This is a genomic window from Marinitoga arctica (genome assembly GCF_054657315.1).
In genome coordinates, this window is record NZ_BAAHYY010000026.1 from 1 (window position 1) to 24,791 (window position 24,791).

A 24,791-nucleotide genomic window follows, 5' to 3' on the forward strand; every position below is an offset into this window, starting at 1 on the left:
ATGTAATAATTAAAACAACAACCAATGTTATCAATATTACAACTAAAAAAGTATTTATAACTTTTTCCACTGATTGCAACATTACCTTTTTTGGAATCAACAATGCAGCCGACCATTCTAAGTTCCTTATCGGATAATAAAAAAGTATTTTTTCTTCAGAATTATCAATAACAGTATTATAACCAGATTTTCCATTTAACATTTCAATTTTTATTTTATCTAAACCTATATAATTTAAACTATCTATATTTGATCCTATATACTCTTTCTTATTATGCGAAATTATTTTCCCATATGAATCAACTAAAAATCCTTCCATGCCTTTTTCAGAATCTGCTACAATAAAATCTAAAAATTTATTTAAAGATATTGTAGCTCCAATTAATCCAATAGTTTTATTATTATTCTTTATTGCATAAGCTATGACAATAATTGATGATCCATCTGCTTTTGAAATAAGCACATCACTTATAGCTAAATCGCTACCAGACATTATTTCTTTAAAGTATTCTCTATCCTTAATATTTGTTTTTACATTTGATGTTGTATAAGCATCTCCATTTTTATCTGCAATAAATAGCATAGAAAAATCATTTAAGTTTTCTAAATCTTTTTTTAAAATCTTAATTGAATCTTCAAAATCTAAATCCTTAAAAATATTTTCATTAGAAACCAAAATAATCTGATGAATAAGGCCATTAAAGTAATTTTCTATTTGTTTAGATTGATTTTCCAGTAAGGATAACGATGAATCAGAAATTATTCTTTCTAAAGATTTACTTAAATTCAAATAGGTTAGAATACCTAAAATAGATAATCCTAAAATGATAATCAAAGAGAAAACTAATAAAAGTTTGGTTCTAATAGATCTCATAATATCCCTCCTTAGTAATATAATATATTTAAATTATTAATAATTGTTTAATATATCAGTCGATAGATTAATTATAAAAAGAGGCCTCATATTTCTATGAGACCTCTTTTTATAAAATACATTATATAAATTTCCATCGTATTATCTCTCCTAAATTATAATTGTTCTAATACTCTGGCACATCTTGGACAAACATCTGGATACTTTGCATTTTTGCCAACCTCTGGATATATTTTCCAACACCTCTCACATTTTTCCCCCTCAGCTTTTACAACTTTAACTTTAGCAAATTCACCGTTAAAGCCTTCATCAACTGTTCCCAATTCAAATTGTGAAGTTATAAATAAATCTGCTACAAAATATGGATCATATTCACTTAATATTTCTTTTAATTCTTCTGATTTTGGCTCAACAATTATCTTAGCATCTAATGGGTGTCCAATAAACTTTTCTCTTCTCTTTTCTTCTAAAGCTTTTGTAATATCTTCTCTCAATTGGAATATTTTACTCCATTTTTCTTCTAACTCTTTATTATAGTAGTTCTTGTTAACCTTTGGCCACTTCTCTAATTGAACTGTTTCATATTTTTTTGTTGGTATATAGGAATAAATTTCTTCTGTAGTAAATGCCAATAAAGGTACCATTAATTTTGTCAATGTTACTAAAGCTTCATACATAACTGTTTGTGCAGATCTTCTTAATTTTGATTTCGGTAATTCAGTATATATTCTATCCTTTATTATATCCAAATATATAGAACTCATTTCCACTGTACAGAAGTTGTTAATTAAATGATGTACTCTAAAAAATTCATAGTTTTCATAGGCTTCAGTTACTTTTTCTATTAATTGGTGAATTTTCATCATTGCCCATTTATCTAATTCTTCCATTTCTTCATAAGAAACAGCATCCACTTCAGGATTAAAATCTGATGTGTTACCTAGCAAAAATCTTATTGTATTCCTATATTTTCTATATACCTCTGTTTGTTGCTTTAGAATATCAAAAGATACTCTAATATCTCCTCTATAATCACTTGATGCAACCCATAATCTTAAAATATCAGCTCCATACTTTTCAATAACATCAAATGGGCTTATAACATTACCCAATGACTTAGACATTTTTTTACCTTCTTTATCTTTAATAAAGCCATGTGTTAATACTGTTTCATATGGTGCAATACCATTTTTAGCAACTGATAAGAATAATGAACTTTGAAACCATCCTCTATGCTGATCTGTACCTTCAAGATATAGATCTACAGGATATTTTTTTAAATCTTCTCTCACATTAACAACAGCATCCCATGACGAACCAGAATCAATCCATACATCTAGAATATCTTCTTCCTTTTTAAAATGTGTACCTCCACATTTTGGACATTTATAATCTTCTGGTAAAAAGTCACTAACATCCCTCTCATACCATGAGTTTGTGCCTTCTTTTTTAACAGTTTTTATGACATTTTCCATTACTTGGGGATCTATAAATGTTTCTCCACAATCACTACAAGATAATGCTGGAATAGGTATCCCCCATGATCTCTGTCTCGAAATACACCAATCTGGTCTATCTTGAACCATAGAGGTTATTCTATTTTCTCCCCAATCTGGTATCCAGTTTACTTTTTTAATTTCATCTAAAGCTTTGTCTCTTAAATTATTTTTATCCACTGAAATAAACCATTGTTCTGTTGCCCTAAAAATAACAGGGTTCTTACATCTCCAACAATGTGGGTAAGAATGTCTTATATCTGATTGAGCTATTAAATGACCAGTGTTTTTTAAATCTTCTATTATCATTTTATTTGCTTTCCATATATGTAATCCTTTATATTTTCCAGCTTCTTCAGTAAATATACCTTCGTGGTTTACAGGTGATAATACTGGGAGATTGTATTTTAAACCTGTTTGATAATCTTCTGCTCCATGACCTGGGGCAGTATGCACACATCCCGTACCATCTTCAAGGGTTACATAATCTGCTAATACTATTAATGATTCCCTATTCACAAACGGATGTTTTGTCTTCTTATATTCTAAATCTTTCCCTTTAAATTCTTCCAAGATTTCATAATTTTCTATTCCTGCTATTTTCATTAAATTCTCTAATAAACCTTTTGCCAATATCCATCTTTCATTTCCTACATCAACTTTTACATAATCAAAATCTGGATGAAGAGCTATAGCTACATTAGCAGGTAAAGTCCATGGAGTTGTTGTCCATATAACTACATATGTATTACTTTCATCTTCTAATTCAAATTTTACATAAATTGAGTGTGAAGTATGATCATGATATTCTATTTCCGCTTCTGCCAATGCTGTTTCACAACTTGGACACCAGTATATTGGCTTTTTATTTCTAAATACATTGCCATCTTCTACCATTTTCTTTAATATTTCTAATACTTTAGCTTCATATTCAGGATTTAATGTTACATAAGGATTTTCCCAATCCCCTCTCACACCAAGCCTTTTAAACTCCTCTTTTTGAATATTCACAAAATTCAAAGCATAATCTTCACATAATTTTCTTATCTCAAGTTTTGACATTGTTTTTGCTTTGTCTCCTAAATCTGTTGTAACCTTGTGTTCAATAGGAAGACCGTGAGTATCCCAACCTGGAACATAGGGAGCATTATATCCCTGCATGGTTTTATATTTTATCACTATATCCTTTAATACCTTATTTAAAGCATGTCCTAAATGTATATGCCCATTTGCATATGGAGGTCCATCATGCAAAATATATGTTGGAGCATTTTCTCTTTCTTTTCTAACATAATGTTCAAGATTCATTTCTTCCCATTTTTTTAATGTTTCTGGTTCTTTGTTTTTTAAATTTGCCTTCATTTTAAACGATGTTTTTGGCAAATTTAACGTATCTTTATAATCCAATTTAAAGCACCTCCATTAAATTTGTAAAAGTCTATTTATAGTATCTTTGAATTCGGTTAAATCTAATGATTTTACAACATACGCATCTGCTGCCCATGATGCCATATCACTTTTATAATGACTATATGCTGTCATTAATATAATTTTTTTATTGGGATATTTTTTTCTGATCTCTGCAGCCAATTCTAAACCATTCATTTCGGGCATCTCAATATCTAAAGATATAATGTCAAAATTTTGATCCTTAGATAATATTTCTAAAGCTTTTTTAGCACAGTTAGCTTCAATAACCTCATAACCCATATCTTCTAATTCTTCTTTTAATAAAAGTCTAATATTATCCTCATCGTCAACAATTAAAATTCTTGCCATGTTAACCCCTCCCAAATTTAATTTAAAGGTATTTCAAATCTAAAGATAGTTGATTGTTCATCTGATTTTACTAAAAAAAGTTTACCTTTATGTTCTTCTTCTATTATTTTTTTACAAATAGGCAATCCCAAACCTGTTCCTTGAACTTTTGTTGTGAAAAAGGGGGAAAATATTTTATTTTGTTCATCTTCTGGAATAGGTTCTCCATTATTTTCAACTTGAAAATAAACATTGTCGTTTTCTATTCCTGTTTTTATAAGTATATAATTATTTTCATTCGATGCTTCAATTGCATTTTTTATTAAATTAATTAATACTTGTTTAATTCTGCTCCTATCACATTTTACCTCTATTTTATCAAACATTTTTTCGAATTTCAACTCTAATTTCTTTTGACGTAGAAAATCTTGATACATTAATATTATTTCATTTATAAGCTGATTAATATCTACATAATCAAATGTAGGAATTCTACTCCCTCTACTAAATTCTAATATTTCAGAAACTATATTTTCTAAATGCGTTAATTCATCTCTTATAATATTAGAATATTGCTTAATTTTTTCTGGTTGATCCAATTTTTTCAACATTCTATTTACAAATCCACCTATAATAGTTAATGGATTTTTTATTTCATGGGCCACTCTTGCTGTCATCTCTCCAATTGCTGCTAATTTTTCTCTTCTTGCAATCTCTTGCTCCATCTTATATGTTTCTGTTATATCATCAAATGTAACAATTACACCCTCTATAACATCTAAATCCCGATTCCATAATGGTGATAATTGAATATCAAATACCTTTTCAGTATTGTCTCTGGAAATAATATATTTCGGCATTTTCATTTCTTCTCTTGTAAAGAAAATGCTTTCTATAGAATTGATAACATCTGCTCCTAACTTTTCACTTAATATTTCTATGTTTTCTCCTACGATCTGTTCTCTAGCTTTATCAAAAAATAATTCTGCTTTTTTATTCCATTCTAAGATTTTTCCTTTTCTATTAATAACAATTACAGCAAGAGCAAGATTTTGTAAAATATTTTCATTAAATCTTCTATAAAAATCTATTAAATTTTTTTGTTCTTCTAAAGATTTTGTTTTTTCTTTTAATTCTTCATAATTTTCAATAGTTTCTATAGAAAGACCTATACTGTCCTGAAATAATCTAAGTATTTCTATATCAACTGACGTAATTTCCTTTCCTGTAAATTTATTGTCAGCTATAACCACACCTTTTGTTTCCCATTTCCCTGTTATAGGTATTATTACAAACTCATCATATTTTATAATTTCATATATATATTGTAATTCATCGCTCTTTAATTTAATCATTTGTGGAACTACATGAATAATATGTTTTTTAGTAACTGCTCTTTCTAAAATATTTTGTCCCTTATAAACTATGATTTTATTTTTAACACTTTGAGTCAATTTGTTGTCTGTTGGTAATTGTATAGCTTCTTCTCTTAAATACTGTACTATATCTCCGTATTTAAGTGCTCTTTTATTTGCTTCTTTCCATATGATTTCAACATTTTCATCATCTGAAGGACCTACCCAAATTTTGGGAATTAGAACTCCTCTTACTCTATCTCTTTCAAGATAAAGAGCTCTATTAAATTTCAATCCTCTAACACTTGTTAAGCCCATTAACATTATTTTTATAGCATTCATTTTATCAAAAGTAGATCTTACCGCTTGACTTATTTTATGCAATGAATTTAATTTATCTAAATGTTCTCTTTGCACTCTTATTAAATTTTCATGATTTTTCTTTAATGTAATTAATTTTTCTATTTCATCTTTTAATTTATCATATAAATATATCCTGCTTAATGCCAAACCTAATCTTCGAGTAATATTTCTCAATGATGATAAATCAAAATTGTCAAAATGTTTATAAGGTCTAAATCCAAAGCCTTCTTCCCTGTTGTAAACACTTATAACACCATATTCAATATTATCAATTATTATTGGTGCATAAATTGCTGATAAAATATCTATTTTTAATGGGACTTTAAATTTTTCAAATCTTCTTTTTCCTACAACTAAAAATGTTCTTTTAGTTTTTTTACATATTCCTTCAAGAGACTGTGCATCATCTAAAATATTTTCTCTAAAATCTTCTTTAGAAAATCCTATATATTCTTTTAATATTAATTTATTCCCTTCGCTTTTCCAAAAAAGAACTCCTTGAGCATGAAGCATATTTTTTATAGTTTTCATTATCCTTTTCATTAATTCATTTTCATCAAGTATATTTTCAAATAAATCTGTTATTTCTTCTATATACTCAAATCTATTTCTCGTTTCTTCTAAAACAAGAAATTCCATTGTTAATTTAAGAAGAATCCCATAACTTTCAGCTGTTTCTTGAAATTCCTTTAATTTTCCTGTATCAAATTTATTCGATACTCCAAATACCCCTATTAATTCATTATTTAAAACAATAGGTGTTAAATATAATTCTTCAGAATTTAAGCATTTTAATTCTTCATAATCATCTACTGTTATTTTACAAGTTTTTTCTTTTAACAAATTATCGAGTAACCCCTTGTTATCCGAAAAATATATTTTAAATTTACCAACAGCTTCACAATCATTTGAAGCTCCTAGTAATTTTAATAATTCCCTTGGTGGTTCATATACAAATATAAAAACATTACTATTAAATTTTTTATGTAAACTTTTTGCACTATCATTTAAAATAACATTCAATAATTCTGATGGTTTTTCGTTTGAAAAATTTTTTAGTAATTCATTAATCATATTATCACTCCAATTTTAATAATCTAATTTAATTATACTATAAAAACACATAAATTTTAACAATAATACCTGTAAATTAAAAATATTTTGTTATAATTGGATATAGAATATACTGAAAGGAGTAAAAGAATGAAAAAGGATTTATTTAAAGATCTTTTTTTGATTACTATAGGAACTTTTATAAATGCTATTGGATGGACATTTTTTTTAATCCCATGGAAAATTGTTGGTGGAGGATTAAGTGGTATAGGCACAATGATATATTATGTAACTGGTATCCCTGTGGGTATAAGTTATTTATCAATGAATATCGTTTTATTATTCGCAGCTATGAAAATCATTGGAAAATCCTTTGGTTTTAAAACAATATATGGAATTGCAAGTTCTTCATTTTTTATAACTATATTACAAAATTATTTTAATTATCCTCTTATATATGATCAGTTCTTGTCTACTGTTATTGGCGGAATACTCCTAGGAAGTGGAATAGGAATTGTTTTTTTAGCTGGCGGAACAACAGGAGGAACAGAAATTATTGTTATGATAATTAATAAATTTAGAAATGTTAGTCCTGGTAGAACAATGTTTTTATTTGATATAATAATAATAGGAAGTTCATTTTTTATTTTCCATTCTTTTGAAACGATAATATACGGCTATGTTACAATGGCTATTGCAGGTTATTCCACTGATCTTGTTTTAGAAGGTAGAAAATCGTCAATTCAATTATTTATATTCTCAGAATCATATGGATACATGGCTGACGAGATAACACAAACGTTAGGGAGAGGTGTAACAATTTTACAAGGTACTGGATGGTATACAAAAGAAAATAAAAATATAATTTTAACCATTGTTAAAAGAAAAGAACTTCCTACAGTACTAAAAATAATTAAAAAACATGATAAAAACGCTTTTATTTCTATGTCTTCAGTTGCGGGAGTATTTGGACAAGGTTTTGATAAATTAAAAATTTAAGGAGGAATTCAAATGTATGATTTTATAGTCGTAAAATACAGTGAGATAGGAACAAAAGGGAAAAACAGAAGAATATTTGAAAACAAACTAATAAATAATATTGTACTTCAATTAAACCATAAAGTTAGTGTAAAAAAAATATATGGAAGAATTATTGTCACTCCAAAAGAAAATGAAAAAATTAATAATAATATGTTATATTCGTTAAAAAAGGTATTTGGTATAAAATCTATTTCACCAGCTATTACAGTAGAAAAAGATTTTGAAAATATAAAAAATAAAATTTTTAAACTTTTAAAAGATAAAAATATAGAAACAGGAACTTTTAAAGTTGATACAAGAAGAATTGATAAAGCATTCCCTATTAAAAGTTTTGACATGAATAAAGATTTAGGTGCTGAAATTCTTAATAACTTCCCAAAACTCAAAGTAGATGTTCATAATCCAGATTATTTAATACGCGTTGAAATAAGGCAAGAAATGGCTTTTGTATATTTTGAAAATATTGAATGTCATGCCGGCTATCCTGTTGGTGCTGGTGGTAAAGCTAGTATAATGTTATCAGGTGGAATAGATAGTCCTGTGGCTGCTTGGACAATGATGAAACGCGGCTTGAAGTTAAACGCTATATCATTTTATAGCCCTCCAAATAATAATGAAAAAACTGTAATAAAACTAATAGAATTAAGTAAAAAACTAAGCGAATTTTACCCATTTAATTTTTATCATTATATTATACCCTTTACAAATGTACAAATGGCTATAAAAAAACTTAATGTGGAAAGTTATTCTTTAATTTTACAAAGACGTTCAATGTTAAGAATTTCTTCAAAATTAGCCAAACATACCCATAGTAATGCTTTAATTACTGGTGAAAATTTAGGGCAAGTCGCTTCTCAAACACTAGAAAATATGATATCAATATCTGATGCTACTGACATGTTGATTTTAAGACCATTAATTGGTTACGAAAAACTAGATATTGTAAAAAAATCTCAAGAAATTGGAACTTATGATATTTCAATATGGCCATATAAAGACAGTTGTGTCGCATTTTTACCAAAAAATCCTGCAACAAAATCTTTTCCTGATAAATTAAAAAAATTAGAAGAAAAAATAGAGAATTTATCCGAACTTGAGCTAAATGCTTTAAATAATAGTTTAGTTTATATAATTAAAAACGGAGAAGTTATTGAAAATTACATATTTTCAGAAAAAGAGGTGTTAAAATAGTGAATAAGTTAAAACTTATTATAGGAAGGATATTTCTAACCATATGGTTTTATATTGGTTTTTTTGGCTATGTCGTTATTTATGGATCTATAATTTTATTAATTTCAAAAATAATGAAATTTTTTTATACAGACGAAAAAGCTGACGCTTTTTTGAGACGAGTTGTAACTAGATTTGGCGAGAATTCTTTCAAACTTATGGGATCTAAAGTTTATATAAAAAAAGACTTTGACTTAAATAAAATTGAAGATGAACCTTATATTATAGTTGCAAATCATCAAAGTTTACTTGATATACCTTTAATTCTGGGATATGTACATCCTGCTGGATTCGTTGCTAAAAAAGAACTTGAAAAAGCTCCCATTATCTCAGCTTATATAAAAGCATTAGGATCTGTTTTTATTGATAGAAAAAATCCCACAAAAGCCGCAATGGCTTTAAGAGAAATAAAAAGAAAATTAGCCGAAGGAAGAAAATTAGCTCTTTTCCCAGAGGGAACTAGAACATTAGATGGAAAAGTAAAACCTTTTAAAAAAGGATCTCTAATGATTCCTTATAGATACAAAATAAAAATAATACCTGTCGCTATAAATGGAACGTATAATATAATTAAAAAAGGAAACCATTATTTAACTCCTCATGATGTTAAAATAAGAATTTTTAATCCTGTCAATCCTGAAGAATTCGAAAACGAAGATGCTCTAAGAAAATATATTTATGACTTAATTTCTTCAGAAATAAATTAATTCAGGGAAGTGATTTTATGTTTAAAAAAGTAGATGTTATCACTATGGGGCTTGATAAAGTTTCTAATTCACCAGTTGTTTTTTTAAGAATTGAAAATACACATATAGGGTTACCTATATGGATAGGGGCTTGTGAAGCAACTTATTTAGCATTGGCGATAAATGAACAAAAAACCCCAAGACCTCTAACTCATGATCTTATTCTCAATTTCATGGAAAAGGAAGGATATTTCTTAAAGAAAATAGAAATAATTAACATGGAAAAAGATATTTATTATGCAAATATTATTTTAGAAAAAGATGAAACTGAAATAGCTATAGATTCTAGACCTTCAGACGCTTTAATATTAGCTATAAAAAATAAAGCACCTATATACATCAAAGACAAGTTGATTGTTGATAATGGTATTGATATTTCATTTATTCCAATAGAAGAGCATGAAGATATTGAAGAAAACAAAAGAAAAGAATTTAAAAAATTTTTAGATAATTTTGATATTGATACAATAAAAAAACACTTTTTCAATGAAGGGAATGAAAAAAGTGACGATAAATGATTTTAAAACTATATTTGAAAAAAACTCTAAAGCGATTTTCAATAATTTAGATTTGATAGATATTTTAAAAAAACCTTTTGAATATTCTTTTTTTTCAGGAGGAAAAAGATTACGCCCATGGATAATTTATAATATTGGACGATATTATAATATTGAGAAAGATTCTTTATTCAACATAGGCTTTGCGGTAGAATTATTGCATACTGCTTCTTTAATACATGATGATTTACCTTCTATAGATAATAGCAATTTTCGTCGTGGAAATGTAACAAATCATAAGAAATTTGGTGAATGGAGAGCTTTACTAACAGGTGATGTAGGATTCATTATTCCTTTTAAAATTTTCTCTTCTTTCGCAGAAAAAGAAGCAAATATATTAACCAAATTTTTTTCCGAAACAATAATAAAACTTATTGAAGGTGAAACCTTAGATGTAGCTTTTGAGAAAGGGAATTTATCTCCTCAAAAAAGTGATGTTGAGACTATGTATAATAAAAAAACTTCTGCTTTATTCGAATTTTCTTTTGCTTATGCTCCATTATTGTTAAATAGAAAAAAAGAATTCGAATTACTTAAAAAAGTTGGTAGAAATTTTGGTCTTTCTTTTCAAATTTACGACGATATAAAAGATATTAATGGTAATTTTAATGAAGTTGGTAAGGATTTAAATAATGACCAGGAAAAAATTACTTTTTTAAAAGTTACTTCTTATGAAGAAGCAAAAAATTACGCTGATACAAAATTCAACGAAGCAATATCTATTCTTTCTAAATTAAACTTTAATACTTTTACACAAGAGTTAATAAAAATAAAATCCTTAATTGAAAGGATGTGACTATGGCTAAAAAAGAAGAAAAACAAAGATTTGATCTTAGCAAAATTACTAATATTTTAAAAAAATTCAGTTTAGCTTCTATTATACATTTAATTAAAAACTTTAAACAATTAGAAAAAAAGCAAAAAAGAAATTTGCTTATTGGTTTTGTTGTTTTATTAATGATAATTTTTGGAAGTATATTTTTTATTCCACGTTTTACTATAAAAAAAATTAAAACAGGTAAAAATGCGGAATCTGTTTCAATTTCAAATTTATTTTTATATGTACCACCTGATGCATTCTCTTACAAAAAAAATTTTTCGATTAAGCCATTAAAGGAAAATTCAGCTGAATATCAAAATTTAAAAACTTTAGGAAATTTCTATGGGCCCATTTATGAAATAAGCCCGGATGATAAAAAAGAAGAGTCTTCATTAAAGCCTATAAAAGTAAAATATAGAATTCCTATGGAATTATATTATGGGGATTCATTTAACAATTTTTCAATTGTATATGCTTCTAATGATGATCCTCCAATAGTAAAGAGACTTCCCGGGTGTGAAATTTTTAAAGATGAATCATTAGGCACTTATATTGTTCAGGTTAATACATTTCATTTCTCAAAATTCGGTCTATATGTTGAACCAAATCCTCAAGAGACCTCTTTTGGATTAAAAACTCTAATAGAAAAACCTCCATCCTTAGAACCAGATTTAATTTTGGTTCCTGGTACAGATAATAACTTTTTAGGATATATTCCTAACACTCAAACGATAAATAATATATATGGAGAAAATGTATGGAGTTTATATTTTCCAAACAGAACTATATGGTATTATAAATATCCTGTTTTAGAAACAAAACCAAAAAGCTATATGGACGCATTTTTTGGTTATTATATCAGAACAGGATCAAATAATTATCTTGAGTTCGAAGCTGAAAGACTAGCATTAGAACTTAAAACAAAACAAAATAAAGAGTTTGATATAATTGCTCAAGGAATAGGAAGTTTAATAGTCAGATATGCCTTGGAAAAACATCCTGAAATAAAAAATGTAAAAAGTATTAGTATGTTTTCACCTCCAAATAAAGGTATGAATATTGCAAATCCTATATATTATAATGTTATTTATAAAAAAAATCCTGAAGTAATAGAATTAACATATGGATTAAATAGAGAAGAATATAATTCACTATTCTTAAATGTTTCTTCAAAAATGGAACTAATTGCACCATATTATGAACATCTATTACCTGATTCTGCTTTTATAAAAAAAATAAATTCATTAAAAAGACGAAAAGATATTAAGTATTATATATATACTGGAACTAAACCAGATATAGAAACTCATATAAAAAATACTAAATTAGCCTCATTTTATCCAGAATTTATTGTTGGTGAAGGTGATGGATTAGTAACAATAGAAAATGCAAAATTAGAAGGAGCTAAATTATATACATTCGATTTACCACATAACAAAATTTATTCAAATAACAATGTTTTAAAAATATTGCAAAATAATCTTTTTTCTGAATTACACACAGTAAATATTCCTGAAATTTCTGATGACAATTTCCCTGAAACCAAAAAAGAATTAGAAGAAAAAATTTTTGAAGAAAACAAGAAAAAAGAGTATGATTCTGCTATTTATATAAAACCTCAAAAATATATTAAAACTAAATTATTGAATTTTAAAGAACAATTATTATATTCTGAAAACATTAAATACGGAAAAATATATAATTTAGATGGGAACATTTTTTTAGTTACAGATAAAGGTGTTTATGATATTGATGGGAAAAATATTTTAAACAAAAAAATATTAGGGAGTTTAGAATATAAAAATAGATTATATGTAACTACAATTAATGGCGTTTATGCTATAGATAATAGTTCTAATAATTTTATAAAAATTAGAAATATTGATTTTAGTATTCATGATAATGTGTTTTATTTACCAGAAATTAGAAAATATATTTATGTTGATTACAAAGATGGAATGGCTACAATATATGAAAATGATAAAATCATAGATGAAAATGCTATGTTTATATCACTGAAAATAATGAATAACAATTTTTATATGATTTTAGGTAATAAAATTTTAAAAAGGAATACTGAAGGTTGGTCTTCTGTTATTATTAAAAATGGCATTGAAGATATCTTAAATAAAAAAATTGGTTTTTTTAAAGACTATTTTTCCAGAGCTTATTACTTATATATATTAACTTCTGATTATAAATTAATTGTATATGATAACAAAAATAAAACAGCTCAAATTTTAGGAGATAGTGATGTAGGAACCTTTAAATTGTTAGAAAATAATGAAAAATTATGGATTTTTGATAAAAATTATATTACTTATATAGATTTGAAAAATAAGATCTTTCCTGGAGAATATCAATCTATTACTGATTTTAATATTATAGATGTTATAAATTATAAAAAAGATTCTTTTTTACTTTTTATTAAAAAAGATGGGGGATATGAGTTATGGGAAACATATTATTTAAAAAATTCATATTAATTTTATTTTTTATTATATGCATAAATATTTTTGCACAGACTTTTTTAGAACAGGCAGAAGTCTATTACTTTAATGGTAAAAATGCCTTTCAAACACAAGATTTTAAGAGTGCTGAAAAATTTTTTGAAGAAGCATTAAAATTATCTTCTCAAATTGAAATAAAATATCCTGATATTAGATATATGTTAGGATGGGCAAAATTTAACTTAAAAAAATACGATGAAGCAGAAAAGTATCTAAAATATTTTACTGATGATCCTAAAGTTAAAATAGCTTTGGAAAGTATAAAAAGTGGAAATATTCAAGAAGATCTTCATTTTGAATCTTTGAAAGTTAAATCAACTATTAGTCCAACTAAAACTTCAAATGAAAATATAAAAATAGGAATATTCTATTATATTATTGTATCTTTTGTTATATTATTTATTATCGCTATTTTAGCTTCTTTATTCTATTTTTTCATTCTAAAAAAGTATTCTTTTATCAACAAAGCTAACCAAGAGACATCTGATGAACTTGATTTTCAAGAAGAAGAGCTGGAAGAAGTATCTTCTATACCTATGGAAGAAATATTTGAAGTAAAAATTGATGAATTAGAAGAATTATGGGAAGAATATGAAAACATGAAAAATAAAATGGATGTAACTGAAGAAGAAGAAATTACAGAAATAAAAGAAGTGCAACCAAATCAAAGCATGGAAACTACCATAGAAGAGTTAAATGTAGATGAAATATTAAATGAAGAAGATTTAAAAACTGATGATTTAAATATTGATATAGAAGATGTTTTAGAAGTTGAAAATGAAGAAAATTTAAACCCAAAATCAGAAATTAATGAAAATGAAGAAAGTAATTCTGTTGAAAATGTTGAAGAAGAAGAAGAAGAAGAAAAAAAACCTGAATTTGAAGAAGATAAAATAGAAAATCTTGATAATATTGAGACTATTAAACCAAATATTGATGTTATTACTAAGTATAACAAAATAATGAATGAACCAGAAGGAAGTATTGTTGTATCTAATATTAATGGCTTAAAAAGTTTAGATAAGATTGATGAAGAGATTGCAAAAAAAGGTGGGCAATATTCTAAAGTAGAGTTACATTCTATTTTTAAAGAAATATTTGCAGAAAAAAACAGAGACTCTATTATGTTAGAATAATTGGAGCGGGCGACGGGACTCGAACCCGCGACCCTCAGCTTGGGAAGCTGATGCTCTACCAACTGAGCTACACCCGCATATCCAATGAAGTATTATATCATTTTTTTAAAATTTTTTCAAGGGGGTTATTATGAGAGATAAACTATTTAAATATGTTTTAATAATATCAATATCTTTAATGACTATTTTAGTACTCTTTTTTTTACCTTTAGTTTTTTCAGGAAAATTAATACTTAATCCAATTTTTTTAACATTAGGACAGTTGCAAATTAGATGGTATGGTTTATTAATCGCTTCAGGAGTTTTTATTAGTTTCTATTTAGCAAATAACACAGCTAAAAATTGGGGAATTTCAGAAGATGAACTTTCTACAGCTGTTATGATTGGCATTATTTTTTCAATTATTGGAGCAAGATTATATTATGTTATATTCAATTGGGACATATACTCAAAAATGCCATCAGAAATATTTAAGACCTGGCATGGTGGAATGGCTATTCATGGTGGAATATTAGGAGCTTTGTTATCTATCTATATATATACTAAATTAAAGAAAAATATATCTTTTAATTTTCTAAAAGGTTTGGATTTAATGGCTCATGTTTTGCCTTTAGGACAAGCAATTGGAAGATGGGGAAACTTTTTTAACTATGAAGCATACGGCGGACCAACTGATTTACCTTGGAAAATGTTTGTTCCTAAACCCTATAGAATTCCTGGATATGAAAACTTTGAATATTTCCATCCTACATTTTTATACGAATCATTGTGGGATTTAGGTATATTTCTATTCTTATTTTATTATGCTAGAAACAAGAAAAGATTTGATGGAGAAATATTTTCTTTATATTTAATCTTATATTCATTAGGAAGAGCATGGATAGAATTACTAAGAACAGATTCTTTAATGTTTTTAGGAATGAAGGTAGCTGTATTAATTAGTATTTTATTCATATTCATTGGAGTTTTATTATATTTTGCATTAAAAAAGAATTTATCTAAAGGAGGGAATTTATGAAAAAAGTTTATATTGGAAAGGCTATGGACGTTGAACCTATAACATATGATGATGGAATAAAGGTTAAAAAAGCCCACAAAAGGGTATTAATAGGAAATAAATTAGGAGCTCCAAACTTTGTTATGAGATTATTTACATTAGAAAAAGATGGTTTCTCACCAAAACACACTCATGATTGGGAACATGAAGTGTTTGTATTAAAAGGAAAATTAGAAGTATTTAATGGGGAAGAATACGTTGTCGCTGAAGAAGGAGATTTTGTGTTTGTACCTCCAAATGTTGAACATCAATTTAAAAATATTAATGATGGAGAAAGTCAATTTATATGTGTAATACCAAAAAGTGGAGGGGAATAATAATTGAAATTAATTGATACACATTGCCATTTAAATTTAATAAAAAACAAAGAAAATATTATTAATTCTTTTGAAGAAAATAATATGGAATTTGTTATCGAAGTTGGAATAAACGTTGAAAATTCATTTAAAGCCCTAGAATTATCAAACAATTATAAAAATATTTTTTGCTCTGTAGGAATACATCCAAATGATTCGAAAGAATTAGCAAAAAAAGATTACGATTCTATAAACGTGTTAGCAAAAAATGAAAAAGTGATAGCAATAGGGGAAATTGGATTAGATTATTATAGAGAATACACGACAAAAAATGAACAATTTGAATCTTTTTCTAATCAACTCCAAATTGCTAAAGAAAATAATCTGCCTGTTATTTTACATATCAGAGAGGCTTATGAGGATGCCTATAACTTCCTACTAAATGAAGGAATACCTGAAAAAAAAGGAGTTGTTCATTGTTTTTCATCTGACTGGAAAACAGCTAAAAAATTTTTAAATCTTGGATTATATATTGGAATTGATGGCCCTATAACTTTTAAAAACAATCATAATTTAATTGAAGTTGTTAAAAATACACCTATAGAATATATACTACCAGAGACAGATTCTCCATTTTTAACTCCTGTACCATTTAGAGGAAAAAAGAACAATCCATTATATGTAAAATTTGTTATTGAAAAGATTGCAGAAATTAAAGGAATACATCCAGAAGCTTTATCTGAAATATTTTTAAAAAATTCAAAAAACTTATTTAATATATAGGAAACTCATTATGAGTTTCCTATTATTTTTATGATATAATTAATTATATATCTAAACTATATGAAGGTGAGAAAAATATGAAAATAATCAAAGTTAAAAGAAATAAAATTTATACAATTAAAATAATAGGTGAATTTACATTATATGATACACATATTTTTAATATGGAAATATCAGATTTGATTAATAAAAAAGATATTTCAACTATTATTATTGATTTTTCTGCTTTAACTACTATTGATAGCTCTGGAATTGGCCAATTAATTTCATTGAAAAAAAAGCTAAATGAATCCAATAAAGAGCTAATATTAATAAATATGGATGAAAAAGTTAAAAAATTATTTTCTTTATTAAAATTACAAGAAGTTTTCAATATACAATAATAAAGGAGGAGTTTTATGAAAATATTAATATTTTATTCTTCTATCTTTATAGCTATTTTAGGTGTTTTTTTTTCAAAAATTCCTATATTACCTATAGTGATAGAATCATTAGCAGCTATAGTATTTTCTATGATATTTGAAAAAGGAAAGTGGCTGTATTTAATACTTTTTTTCATTATATTCACATTTATTATAACCAATTATATGCCTACATTCAATTTTATATTATCAATTATATAATAGAAATAAAAATGAAAAATTGCAATAATAGAAAACATTTGAACTAATTAAAGTTGAGGTGATAAAATGATAAAAACTTTAAGATTTGTATTTGAAAAAGAATTAAGACAAAGATCATATTTTTATATAATCATTTCTATATTATTATTTCTTCCTAATGATTTAGGAAATTTATTTGCAGTATTATTTTCATCTTCATTATTTACAAGAGAAATTGAAAATAAAAACTTTACATTAATATCTACATTACCTATATCTAGAATGGATTTATATTTATCATATTACATATTAGGAGCAAGTTTATTATTGTTTTCAAAATCTTTATATTATGGAATAACAAAAAATTCAGATTTTTATGCTTTATTCGGCACATTATTATTTTTTGCTTTTTTCTATGGATTAAGTGTATTAACTTCTATAAAAGGGTTAGGAGGAATATATGTACCCATATCTATATGGTTAGTAGATTTATTTTTAAAATCTAATAATCTAATTAAAGACTATAGTTTAGTTTCTCAAAAAAATATATTTATTAATATTATTTCTTTATTTTTATTTATCTCTGTAATGTTCATTTTCCATTTTTCTGATTCTTCTAATTACACAAAAAATAAAAACAAATTATTTACTATAATAGGTCTTATCTTTATATTCATAATTTTAGCTTGGCTTATTACTAATTCGATGAGGTGATTATATGATTGAAGTCATAAATCTAGAAAAATCTTATGGTCCAAAACCTGCTTTAATAGATATTAACCTTACTATTAACCCTGGTGATATTTATGTTTTAGTAGGGCCAAATGGAGCAGGAAAAACTACTACATTAAAATGTATATACGGTGATTTAAAAGCCGATGAAGGAAAAATTTTAATATATGGAAAAAAATTAAATAAATTTAGAAAAAGAGATATTTCTGTTTTACTTGAAGATAGAACAACATTTAAAGGACTTTTCCCTTATGATTATGCTGAATTATGGAAAATTTTATATCCAAATTGGAATGAAAAAATATATAAAGAATTAATGATGGAATTTGATTTACCTATTACTAAACCTGTTCACACTTATTCCTCAGGTATGAAAACGCTTTTTTATATCATTCTTATGTTTTCAACGCAATCAAAAATAATGATTCTTGATGAACCAACACAAAATATAGATCCCGTAAAAAAAGACAAAATATTAAAAATGTTAAAGGATTTTGTTTCAAATAATGAAAATATTGTAATAATGTCTACTCATCACATAGAAGAAGTTGAATTAATTGCTACAAGATTTGCAATAATAAATTCTGGCAAAACTACGTTTGAAGGCGATATTGAAAAAGCTTTATCAGATCATAAAATAGTGAGACAAAGTGAAATGACTGAGGAAATGGAAATTATCACTCCTTTAGATGATGGAATATTAGTAAAAACAAAAGAAAACATTGGAAGATTACCTGATTTTAGAGAAGTAGTTCTTGGCTATTTAAAGAAATAAACATGTATTTTTAAAATATATTTTTCCCCAATTATCATCATTCTAAAATAATTATAGTGCAATTTTTAATAAAATTGCACTTTTTTTATTTTACCTCTTGTAAATAATATATCTTTTATGTTATAATTTGATTATGATATTCTTGATTCTAATCAAATTTAATTAAAACATTATTTATTCTTAATATTTTATAAGGGAGGGATAGTATGAAAAAGTTTTTACTTGTTTTACTTTTAACATTTTCACTTGTAGCTTTTTCTTCAAATGTTTTAGTTGTGGGAACAACCGATAAGATTAGAACTTTGGATCCTGCAAAATGTTATGATTATTTCTCAAGTAACATTCTTCAAAATGTATTAGTTGGATTAGTTGACTATGAGGTAAATACTTCTAACCTTGTTCCAGCTTTAGCTGAAAAATGGGAAGTTTCACCAGACGGTTTAGTATATACATTTTATCTAAGAAAAGATGCAAAATTTGAAGATGGTACTCCAATCGATGCATCTGTAATGAAATACTCTATCGACAGAGCGATGAAATTAAATGGAGACCCAGCATTTTTGTTAACAGATATTGTTGATAGTACAAAAGTTGTAGATAATTATACTTTCCAAATCAAATTAAAGTATCCATTCTCTGCTTTTGTTTCTGTATTAGGATATACTGTAGCTTGGCCTGTAAATCCTAATTTATATCCTGAAAACGGATTCTATGAAGGTGCTCCTTCTGCTTCAGGGCCTTATAAAATCACAGAATGGATTAGAGATGTAAGAATTGTTTTAGAAAGAAATGAAAAATATTATGGTCCTGCACCAAAAACCGATAAAGTTGTAATTACATTTTATGAAAGTGCTGCAACTTTAAGATTAGCATTAGAAACAGGTCAAATAGATATAGCATTTAGACATTTGGATCCAAGAGATATTAGCGATCTTGAAAATAATCCTAATATCAATGTTTTAAAAGGTAGCAGCCCACAAATCAGATATCTTGTATTAAATACACAACAAGCTCCATTCTCAAATCCTTTAATAAGGAAAGCAATAATGTACGCAGTTGATAGACAAAGAATAGTCGATGATGTTTTTGTAGGATTAGCTCAACCTTTATATTCAATGGTTCCTATGGGAATGTGGAGTCACGAAGATATATTCCCAAAAAGAAATTTAAGAGCAGCTAAGAGATTATTGCAACAAGCTGGTTATTGGACAGATAAACCATTAACTATAGATTTATGGTATTCACCAACTCATTATGGTACAACTGAAGCAGATGTTGCTCAAGTATTAAAAGAATCATTAGAAGAAACAGGAATCATAAAAGTTAACATTAAATATGCAGAATGGTCTACATATGTTGATTATTTCTTAAATGGAACAATGGGATTGTTCTTATTAGGTTGGTATCCTGATTACATTGATCCTGATGATTATCTATGGCCATTCTTAAGTATAAACGGTGCAAAATCAATGGGTAGTTTCTACGAAAACCCAATTACGGAATCTATAATGAAAGCAGCTAGAGTTTGCGTAGATCAAAATACAAGATCTGATCTTTATGAACAAGTACAAAATCATTTAGTTGTTGATGTTCCTAATATTCCATTGTGGCAGGGTGTAGCAGTTGTTGCATCTCAAAAAAACATTAAAGGTGTATTACTAGAACCTACACAAATATTTAGATATTATTTAATCGAAAAGAAATAATACTTTCCCCGCCCACCGGCGGGGTTTTTAAAAGAGGTGATGAATTTGTCCTTAAAAGATTACATACTCACACGTATTTTATTAGCTATACCTATGATGTTCATCCTATTAATCGTTATTTTTTTCGTTCTTAGAATTATACCAGGCGATCCTGTATTAGCTATGTTAGGCGGAAAAGCTCCACAAGAAGTTATAGAACAAAAGCGTCATGAATTAGGATTGGATAAACCTATTATTGTACAATTTTTTGATTATGTTGGAAATCTTTTAAAAGGTGATTTGGGTAAATCCACACTTACCTCAAGGCCAGTGTGGAACGAAATTAAAGATAGATTTCCAGCAACAGTAGAATTAACCTTATTTGCTTTTATAATTGCAGTTTTAATAGGTATATTTTGGGGAAGTGCTGCGGCAGCGCATAGAGATGGGCTAATTGATATTTCAGCAAGGGTTTATGCAGTATTCATATATGCAATACCAGTTTTTTGGTTTGGATTAATGATGCAATATTACTTTGGAATGATATTAAGATGGTTACCTGTTGCGGGAAGACTATCCCCTATTGTTTCATTAGACAATAAAACAGGATTTTTTATATTTGATTCAATAATTTCAGGAAATTGGGAAGCTTTTATTGATGTTTTAAAACATTTATTGATGCCTGGCGTTACTCTTGGTTTAGTTATTTCAAGTATATTCTTAAGGATGGTAAGAAATAATACAATATTAATGTTATCTCAAGATTTTTCTACTGCAGCTAGAGCTCGTGGAATTAGTGAGCGAAGAGTTTTATATAAACACGCATTAAGAAATGCAATGGTCCCAATTTTAACAGTTATGGGGTTACAATTAGCTATTTTATTAGCTGGTGCTGTTTTAACTGAAACAACTTTTTCATGGCCTGGTTTAGGAAGTTATCTTGTTATGAAAATTAGATATAGAGATTTCCCAGCTATTCAAGGAACTATAGTATTTTTTGCATTTTTCGTTATTATTATTAGTATAATTGTTGATATAATCAATGCGCTCATCGATCCAAGAGTAAGATATTGAGGTGATAAAATGGAAGAAAAATTTTTTTCACATAAAATAGGGAATTTTTTTAAAGAACTTTTTAAAACTGGAACTGGATGGATCACTTTTTTCGGAGCAATGATATTACTTTTCTATGTATTAATGGCTATTTTTGCTCCACAATTAGCTCCATATAATCCCATTCAAAGAGTTGGAAAATCTTTAAGCGCTCCAAATAACCAATTTATATTTGGTACAGATAATCTCGGTAGGGATATATTTAGTAGAATATTATATGGTGCAAGGATTGCTCTATCAATAGCCTTTATCTCAGTTGGATTTGCAGCTATTTTTGGAATACCTTTAGGACTATTATCGGGGTATATAGGTGGTCCCTTAGATAGAATTCTCACATTAGTAATGGATGCTATTTATTCTTTCCCTGGTTTAATTTTAGCTATTGCTATTGCAGCTGTTCTAGGACCTGGAATGATAAATATTGCATTATCAATTGCTGTAGTTTATACTCCAACATACTTTAGGGTTATAAGAAATCAAGTTTCTGGAATTAAAAACGAACTTTATGTTGAAGGAGCTAGAGCAATTGGAGCAAAAAATTGGGAAATATTATTTAAATATATTTTACCGAATGTATTACCTTCTGTAGTTGTTGTTTTATCAATGAATCTCGCAGATGCTATTATGACAGAGGCAGGTTTGAGCTTTTTGGGGCTTGGAATTGCTCCACCAACACCAGATTGGGGATATGATTTAAGTAATGGCCAAAGATTTGTTTTATCAAGAGCATGGTGGGGAATATTATATCCAGGTATGGCAATAATCACTATAGTATTAGGATTTTCTCTTTTTAGCGAAGGACTTAATGAACTACTGAATCCTACTATTCGTGAAAGAAGGTGATTTTTTATGATATTACAAATAAAAGATTTAAATATAAATTACGAAGTAAGAAATGGCTTTGTAAATGCTGTACAAAATGTTAATATAACCTTATCTGAAAATGAAACATTGGGCTTAGTTGGAGAATCTGGTTGTGGAAAATCAACTTTAGGTAAATCATTATTAAAGATATTACCTAAAAATGCAAAAATTGATGGTGAAATATTATTTAAAAATGAAAATATAGCAAAGTTTGATGAAAAAAGCATGAGAAAAATCAGAGGAAAACATATTTCTATGATATTTCAAGATCCAATGACTTCATTAAACCCTATAATGAAAGTAAAGGATTTATTTTTAGAAACAATAAAGTCGCATTATCCAGATATTCCAGAAGATGAAGCACTTGAAATGTCTGGTAAAATACTATCAGATGTTGGGATAGATCCTATAAGAATGAACGAATATTCATTTCAATTTTCTGGCGGAATGAGACAAAGAGTTATGATCGCTTTATCATTGGTTCTTAAACCAGAAATTGTTATAGCAGATGAACCCACAACATCTTTAGATGTTATTGTACAAGCACAAATAATGGCTGTATTAAAAAAATTAAAAGATGAACATAGAATGTCTATGATTTTAATTACTCATGATCTAGGCGTTGTTGCTGAACTAGCAGATAGAATAGGAGTTATGTACGCTGGACATTTAGTTGAACTATCAACAGCTGAAAAAATATATTATGAACCAAAACATCCTTATACACAAGCTTTATTAAAATCTATACCAAACACAAATATCGATGATAGAGAATTGCGATATATTCCTGGAGATTTACCAAATCTAGTAAAACCTCCAAAGGGATGTAGATTTGCATCTAGATGTCCTTATGCAAAAAGCATATGTCATGAACAAATTCCTCCAGATTTTGAAGTTGAAGGCACAAGAGTCAAATGCTGGTTATATGAGAAGGTGAAAGCATGAAGGATAATTTAATTGAAGTAAAAAATCTAAAAAAATACTTCCCTTTAAAAAGATCTATAACAGAATTCTTAACAGGGAAAGAACAAAAATTTGTAAAAGCTGTTGATGATATATCTTTTACGATAAAAAAAGGTGAAACATTGGGGTTGGTTGGAGAATCTGGTTCAGGAAAAACAACAACTGGAAGAATGGTTTTGAGGCTATTAGAACCTACCTCTGGTACAATTAAAATTAATGATATAGACATCACATCTTTAACCGCTGAAGAATTAAGAAAATTCAGAAAAAAAATACAAATTATTTTTCAAGACCCTATGGCTGCACTAAATCCTTATATGAAAATAGGTGAAGCAATACGTCATGCATTACAAATACATAAAATAGGCAAAAGTTATTCTGAACAAAAACAAATAGTATATGATATTATGGAAAGGGTAAATTTAAAACCCGCTGAAGAATATTATAATAGATATCCACGTGATTTATCTGGTGGTCAAAGACAAAGAGTTGTTATAGCACGCGCTCTAGTTTTAAAACCTGAATTTGTAGTTGCTGATGAAGCAATAGCAATGTTAGACGTTTCTGTAAGATCACAATTATTAAAATTAATGATCGATTTAAAAGACGAATTCAATTTAACTTATTTATTTATTACCCATGATTTAGCTACAACTAAATATATATGTGATAGGATTGCCGTTATGTATCTTGGAAAAATAGTTGAAATAGGAACATTTGAAGATATATATAGAAATCCTGCACATCCTTATACAAAAGCTTTAATTTCAGCAGTTCCAGAACCCGATCCTAAATTAAAAAAACAAAAAATCATTCCTCAAGGTGAAGTCCCTAACGCTGTTAATCCACCAAAAGGGTGTAGATTCCATCCAAGATGCCCTTATGCAATGGATATATGCAAAATAGAAGAACCTCCTACAATAAAACTTGATCAACAACATGAAGTTAATTGTCATCTATTTAATAAATAAAATAAGCCAGA

General features: G+C 27.1%; 23 protein-coding genes and 1 tRNA gene. 19 read left to right on the plus strand and 5 right to left on the minus strand.

The window, feature by feature from the left end; translation table 11 throughout:
* The 4 genes from ACYQ44_RS07730 to ACYQ44_RS07745 all read right to left on the minus strand — a co-directional run.
* The coding region (locus ACYQ44_RS07730) for a cache domain-containing protein (protein WP_459996416.1) at positions 1-874 on the minus strand (874 nt) is incomplete at its 3' end.
* Between the two features lie 155 nt (positions 875-1,029).
* Positions 1,030-3,777, minus strand: coding sequence for an isoleucine--tRNA ligase (gene ileS / locus ACYQ44_RS07735; RefSeq protein WP_459996417.1), 2,748 nt, complete (start codon positions 3,775-3,777; stop codon positions 1,030-1,032).
* Between the two features lie 15 nt (positions 3,778-3,792).
* Positions 3,793-4,149 carry a response regulator gene (locus tag ACYQ44_RS07740; RefSeq protein WP_459996418.1) on the minus strand — a complete coding sequence of 119 codons (357 nt, stop codon included), beginning with the start codon at positions 4,147-4,149 and terminating at the stop codon, positions 3,793-3,795.
* A 17-nt stretch (positions 4,150-4,166) separates the two neighbouring features.
* Entirely contained in the window at positions 4,167-6,920 is a 2,754-nt protein-coding gene (locus tag ACYQ44_RS07745; RefSeq protein ID WP_459996419.1) for an ATP-binding protein, read from the minus strand.
* Positions 6,921-7,049: 129 nt separating this feature from the next.
* On the opposite strand from ACYQ44_RS07745, the gene ACYQ44_RS07750 reads away from it, so the two are divergent.
* From ACYQ44_RS07750 to ACYQ44_RS07780, 7 genes are read left to right on the plus strand one after another with little or no spacing between them, the layout of a single operon-like run.
* Positions 7,050-7,898, plus strand: a complete 849-nt coding sequence (locus tag ACYQ44_RS07750) for a YitT family protein (protein ID WP_459996420.1) — start codon at positions 7,050-7,052, stop codon at positions 7,896-7,898.
* Between the two features lie 12 nt (positions 7,899-7,910).
* Complete coding sequence (gene thiI / locus ACYQ44_RS07755; RefSeq protein ID WP_459996421.1) at positions 7,911-9,131, plus strand: tRNA uracil 4-sulfurtransferase ThiI; 1,221 nt, start codon at positions 7,911-7,913, stop codon at positions 9,129-9,131.
* A complete protein-coding gene (locus ACYQ44_RS07760; protein WP_459996422.1) occupies positions 9,131-9,877 on the plus strand; it encodes a lysophospholipid acyltransferase family protein in 747 nt (248 codons plus the stop codon). Before thiI ends, ACYQ44_RS07760 begins: the two co-directional genes overlap by 1 nt.
* A gap of 17 nt (positions 9,878-9,894) precedes the next feature.
* Positions 9,895-10,434, plus strand: a complete 540-nt coding sequence (locus ACYQ44_RS07765) for a bifunctional nuclease family protein (RefSeq protein WP_459996423.1) — start codon at positions 9,895-9,897, stop codon at positions 10,432-10,434.
* The gene (locus tag ACYQ44_RS07770; protein WP_459996424.1) at positions 10,403-11,269 is read left to right on the plus strand and encodes a polyprenyl synthetase family protein; all 867 of its coding nucleotides are present in this window, start codon (positions 10,403-10,405) and stop codon (positions 11,267-11,269) included. Before ACYQ44_RS07765 ends, ACYQ44_RS07770 begins: the two co-directional genes overlap by 32 nt.
* A 2-nt stretch (positions 11,270-11,271) precedes the next feature.
* Positions 11,272-13,779, plus strand: coding sequence for a hypothetical protein (locus ACYQ44_RS07775; protein ID WP_459996425.1), 2,508 nt, complete (start codon positions 11,272-11,274; stop codon positions 13,777-13,779).
* Positions 13,746-14,939, plus strand: coding sequence for a tetratricopeptide repeat protein (locus ACYQ44_RS07780; protein ID WP_459996426.1), 1,194 nt, complete (start codon positions 13,746-13,748; stop codon positions 14,937-14,939). The genes ACYQ44_RS07775 and ACYQ44_RS07780 overlap by 34 nt, the downstream gene beginning before the upstream one ends.
* 1 nt (position 14,940) lies before the next feature.
* On the opposite strand, the gene ACYQ44_RS07785 is transcribed toward ACYQ44_RS07780, so the two are convergent.
* Positions 14,941-15,016 (minus strand) — tRNA-Gly (locus ACYQ44_RS07785).
* 53 nt (positions 15,017-15,069) lie between these two features.
* On the opposite strand from ACYQ44_RS07785, the gene lgt reads away from it, so the two are divergent.
* The 12 genes from lgt (at position 15,070) to ACYQ44_RS07845 (ending at position 24,780) form a co-directional block, all read left to right on the plus strand.
* Entirely contained in the window at positions 15,070-15,957 is an 888-nt protein-coding gene (gene lgt, locus ACYQ44_RS07790) for a prolipoprotein diacylglyceryl transferase (protein ID WP_459996427.1), read from the plus strand.
* Positions 15,954-16,313, plus strand: a complete 360-nt coding sequence (locus tag ACYQ44_RS07795) for a cupin domain-containing protein (RefSeq protein WP_459996428.1) — start codon at positions 15,954-15,956, stop codon at positions 16,311-16,313. Before lgt ends, ACYQ44_RS07795 begins: the two co-directional genes overlap by 4 nt.
* A 3-nt stretch (positions 16,314-16,316) precedes the next feature.
* Positions 16,317-17,075 carry a TatD family hydrolase gene (locus tag ACYQ44_RS07800; RefSeq protein ID WP_459996429.1) on the plus strand — a complete coding sequence of 253 codons (759 nt, stop codon included), beginning with the start codon at positions 16,317-16,319 and terminating at the stop codon, positions 17,073-17,075.
* A 77-nt stretch (positions 17,076-17,152) separates the two neighbouring features.
* On the plus strand, positions 17,153-17,458 hold the full coding sequence (locus ACYQ44_RS07805) for an STAS domain-containing protein (protein ID WP_459996430.1): 306 nt from the start codon (positions 17,153-17,155) through the stop codon (positions 17,456-17,458).
* Positions 17,459-17,473: 15 nt separating this feature from the next.
* Positions 17,474-17,698 (plus strand): hypothetical protein, encoded by a 225-nt coding sequence (locus ACYQ44_RS07810; protein ID WP_459996431.1) that lies wholly within the window; start codon positions 17,474-17,476, stop codon positions 17,696-17,698.
* Positions 17,699-17,764: 66 nt separating this feature from the next.
* A complete protein-coding gene (locus tag ACYQ44_RS07815) occupies positions 17,765-18,391 on the plus strand; it encodes a hypothetical protein (RefSeq protein ID WP_459996432.1) in 627 nt (208 codons plus the stop codon).
* 4 nt (positions 18,392-18,395) lie between these two features.
* Positions 18,396-19,184: an ATP-binding cassette domain-containing protein gene (locus ACYQ44_RS07820; protein ID WP_459996433.1), complete on the plus strand. Its 789-nt coding sequence runs from the start codon at positions 18,396-18,398 to the stop codon at positions 19,182-19,184.
* Between the two features lie 206 nt (positions 19,185-19,390).
* Positions 19,391-20,890, plus strand: a complete 1,500-nt coding sequence (locus tag ACYQ44_RS07825; protein WP_459996434.1) for an ABC transporter substrate-binding protein — start codon at positions 19,391-19,393, stop codon at positions 20,888-20,890.
* Positions 20,891-20,935: 45 nt separating this feature from the next.
* Positions 20,936-21,943 (plus strand): ABC transporter permease, encoded by a 1,008-nt coding sequence (locus ACYQ44_RS07830; protein ID WP_459996435.1) that lies wholly within the window; start codon positions 20,936-20,938, stop codon positions 21,941-21,943.
* A 9-nt stretch (positions 21,944-21,952) separates the two neighbouring features.
* On the plus strand, positions 21,953-22,825 hold the full coding sequence (locus ACYQ44_RS07835) for an ABC transporter permease (RefSeq protein WP_459996436.1): 873 nt from the start codon (positions 21,953-21,955) through the stop codon (positions 22,823-22,825).
* 6 nt (positions 22,826-22,831) lie between these two features.
* Positions 22,832-23,791, plus strand: coding sequence for an ABC transporter ATP-binding protein (locus ACYQ44_RS07840; protein ID WP_459996437.1), 960 nt, complete (start codon positions 22,832-22,834; stop codon positions 23,789-23,791).
* Entirely contained in the window at positions 23,788-24,780 is a 993-nt protein-coding gene (locus tag ACYQ44_RS07845; protein ID WP_459996438.1) for an ABC transporter ATP-binding protein, read from the plus strand. Before ACYQ44_RS07840 ends, ACYQ44_RS07845 begins: the two co-directional genes overlap by 4 nt.
* Positions 24,781-24,791 lie beyond the last annotated feature (11 nt).

Bases quoted from the DNA above. Each gene is read 5' to 3' on its own strand.
- ACYQ44_RS07795 (WP_459996428.1), top strand. From the start codon at position 15,954: ATGAAAAAAGTTTATATTGGAAAGGCTATGGACGTTGAACCTATAACA.
- ACYQ44_RS07780 (WP_459996426.1), top strand. From the start codon at position 13,746: ATGGGAAACATATTATTTAAAAAATTCATATTAATTTTATTTTTTATT.
- ACYQ44_RS07805 (WP_459996430.1), top strand. From the start codon at position 17,153: ATGAAAATAATCAAAGTTAAAAGAAATAAAATTTATACAATTAAAATA.
- ACYQ44_RS07740 (WP_459996418.1), bottom strand. From the start codon at position 4,149: ATGGCAAGAATTTTAATTGTTGACGATGAGGATAATATTAGACTTTTA.
- ACYQ44_RS07810 (WP_459996431.1), top strand. From the start codon at position 17,474: ATGAAAATATTAATATTTTATTCTTCTATCTTTATAGCTATTTTAGGT.
- ACYQ44_RS07835 (WP_459996436.1), top strand. From the start codon at position 21,953: ATGGAAGAAAAATTTTTTTCACATAAAATAGGGAATTTTTTTAAAGAA.
- lgt (WP_459996427.1), top strand. From the start codon at position 15,070: ATGAGAGATAAACTATTTAAATATGTTTTAATAATATCAATATCTTTA.
- ACYQ44_RS07750 (WP_459996420.1), top strand. From the start codon at position 7,050: ATGAAAAAGGATTTATTTAAAGATCTTTTTTTGATTACTATAGGAACT.
- ACYQ44_RS07770 (WP_459996424.1), top strand. From the start codon at position 10,403: ATGAAGGGAATGAAAAAAGTGACGATAAATGATTTTAAAACTATATTT.
- ACYQ44_RS07845 (WP_459996438.1), top strand. From the start codon at position 23,788: ATGAAGGATAATTTAATTGAAGTAAAAAATCTAAAAAAATACTTCCCT.
- ACYQ44_RS07840 (WP_459996437.1), top strand. From the start codon at position 22,832: ATGATATTACAAATAAAAGATTTAAATATAAATTACGAAGTAAGAAAT.
- ACYQ44_RS07825 (WP_459996434.1), top strand. From the start codon at position 19,391: ATGAAAAAGTTTTTACTTGTTTTACTTTTAACATTTTCACTTGTAGCT.
- ACYQ44_RS07765 (WP_459996423.1), top strand. From the start codon at position 9,895: ATGTTTAAAAAAGTAGATGTTATCACTATGGGGCTTGATAAAGTTTCT.
- ACYQ44_RS07775 (WP_459996425.1), top strand. From the start codon at position 11,272: ATGGCTAAAAAAGAAGAAAAACAAAGATTTGATCTTAGCAAAATTACT.
- ACYQ44_RS07820 (WP_459996433.1), top strand. From the start codon at position 18,396: ATGATTGAAGTCATAAATCTAGAAAAATCTTATGGTCCAAAACCTGCT.
- ACYQ44_RS07815 (WP_459996432.1), top strand. From the start codon at position 17,765: ATGATAAAAACTTTAAGATTTGTATTTGAAAAAGAATTAAGACAAAGA.
- thiI (WP_459996421.1), top strand. From the start codon at position 7,911: ATGTATGATTTTATAGTCGTAAAATACAGTGAGATAGGAACAAAAGGG.
- ACYQ44_RS07745 (WP_459996419.1), bottom strand. From the start codon at position 6,920: ATGATTAATGAATTACTAAAAAATTTTTCAAACGAAAAACCATCAGAA.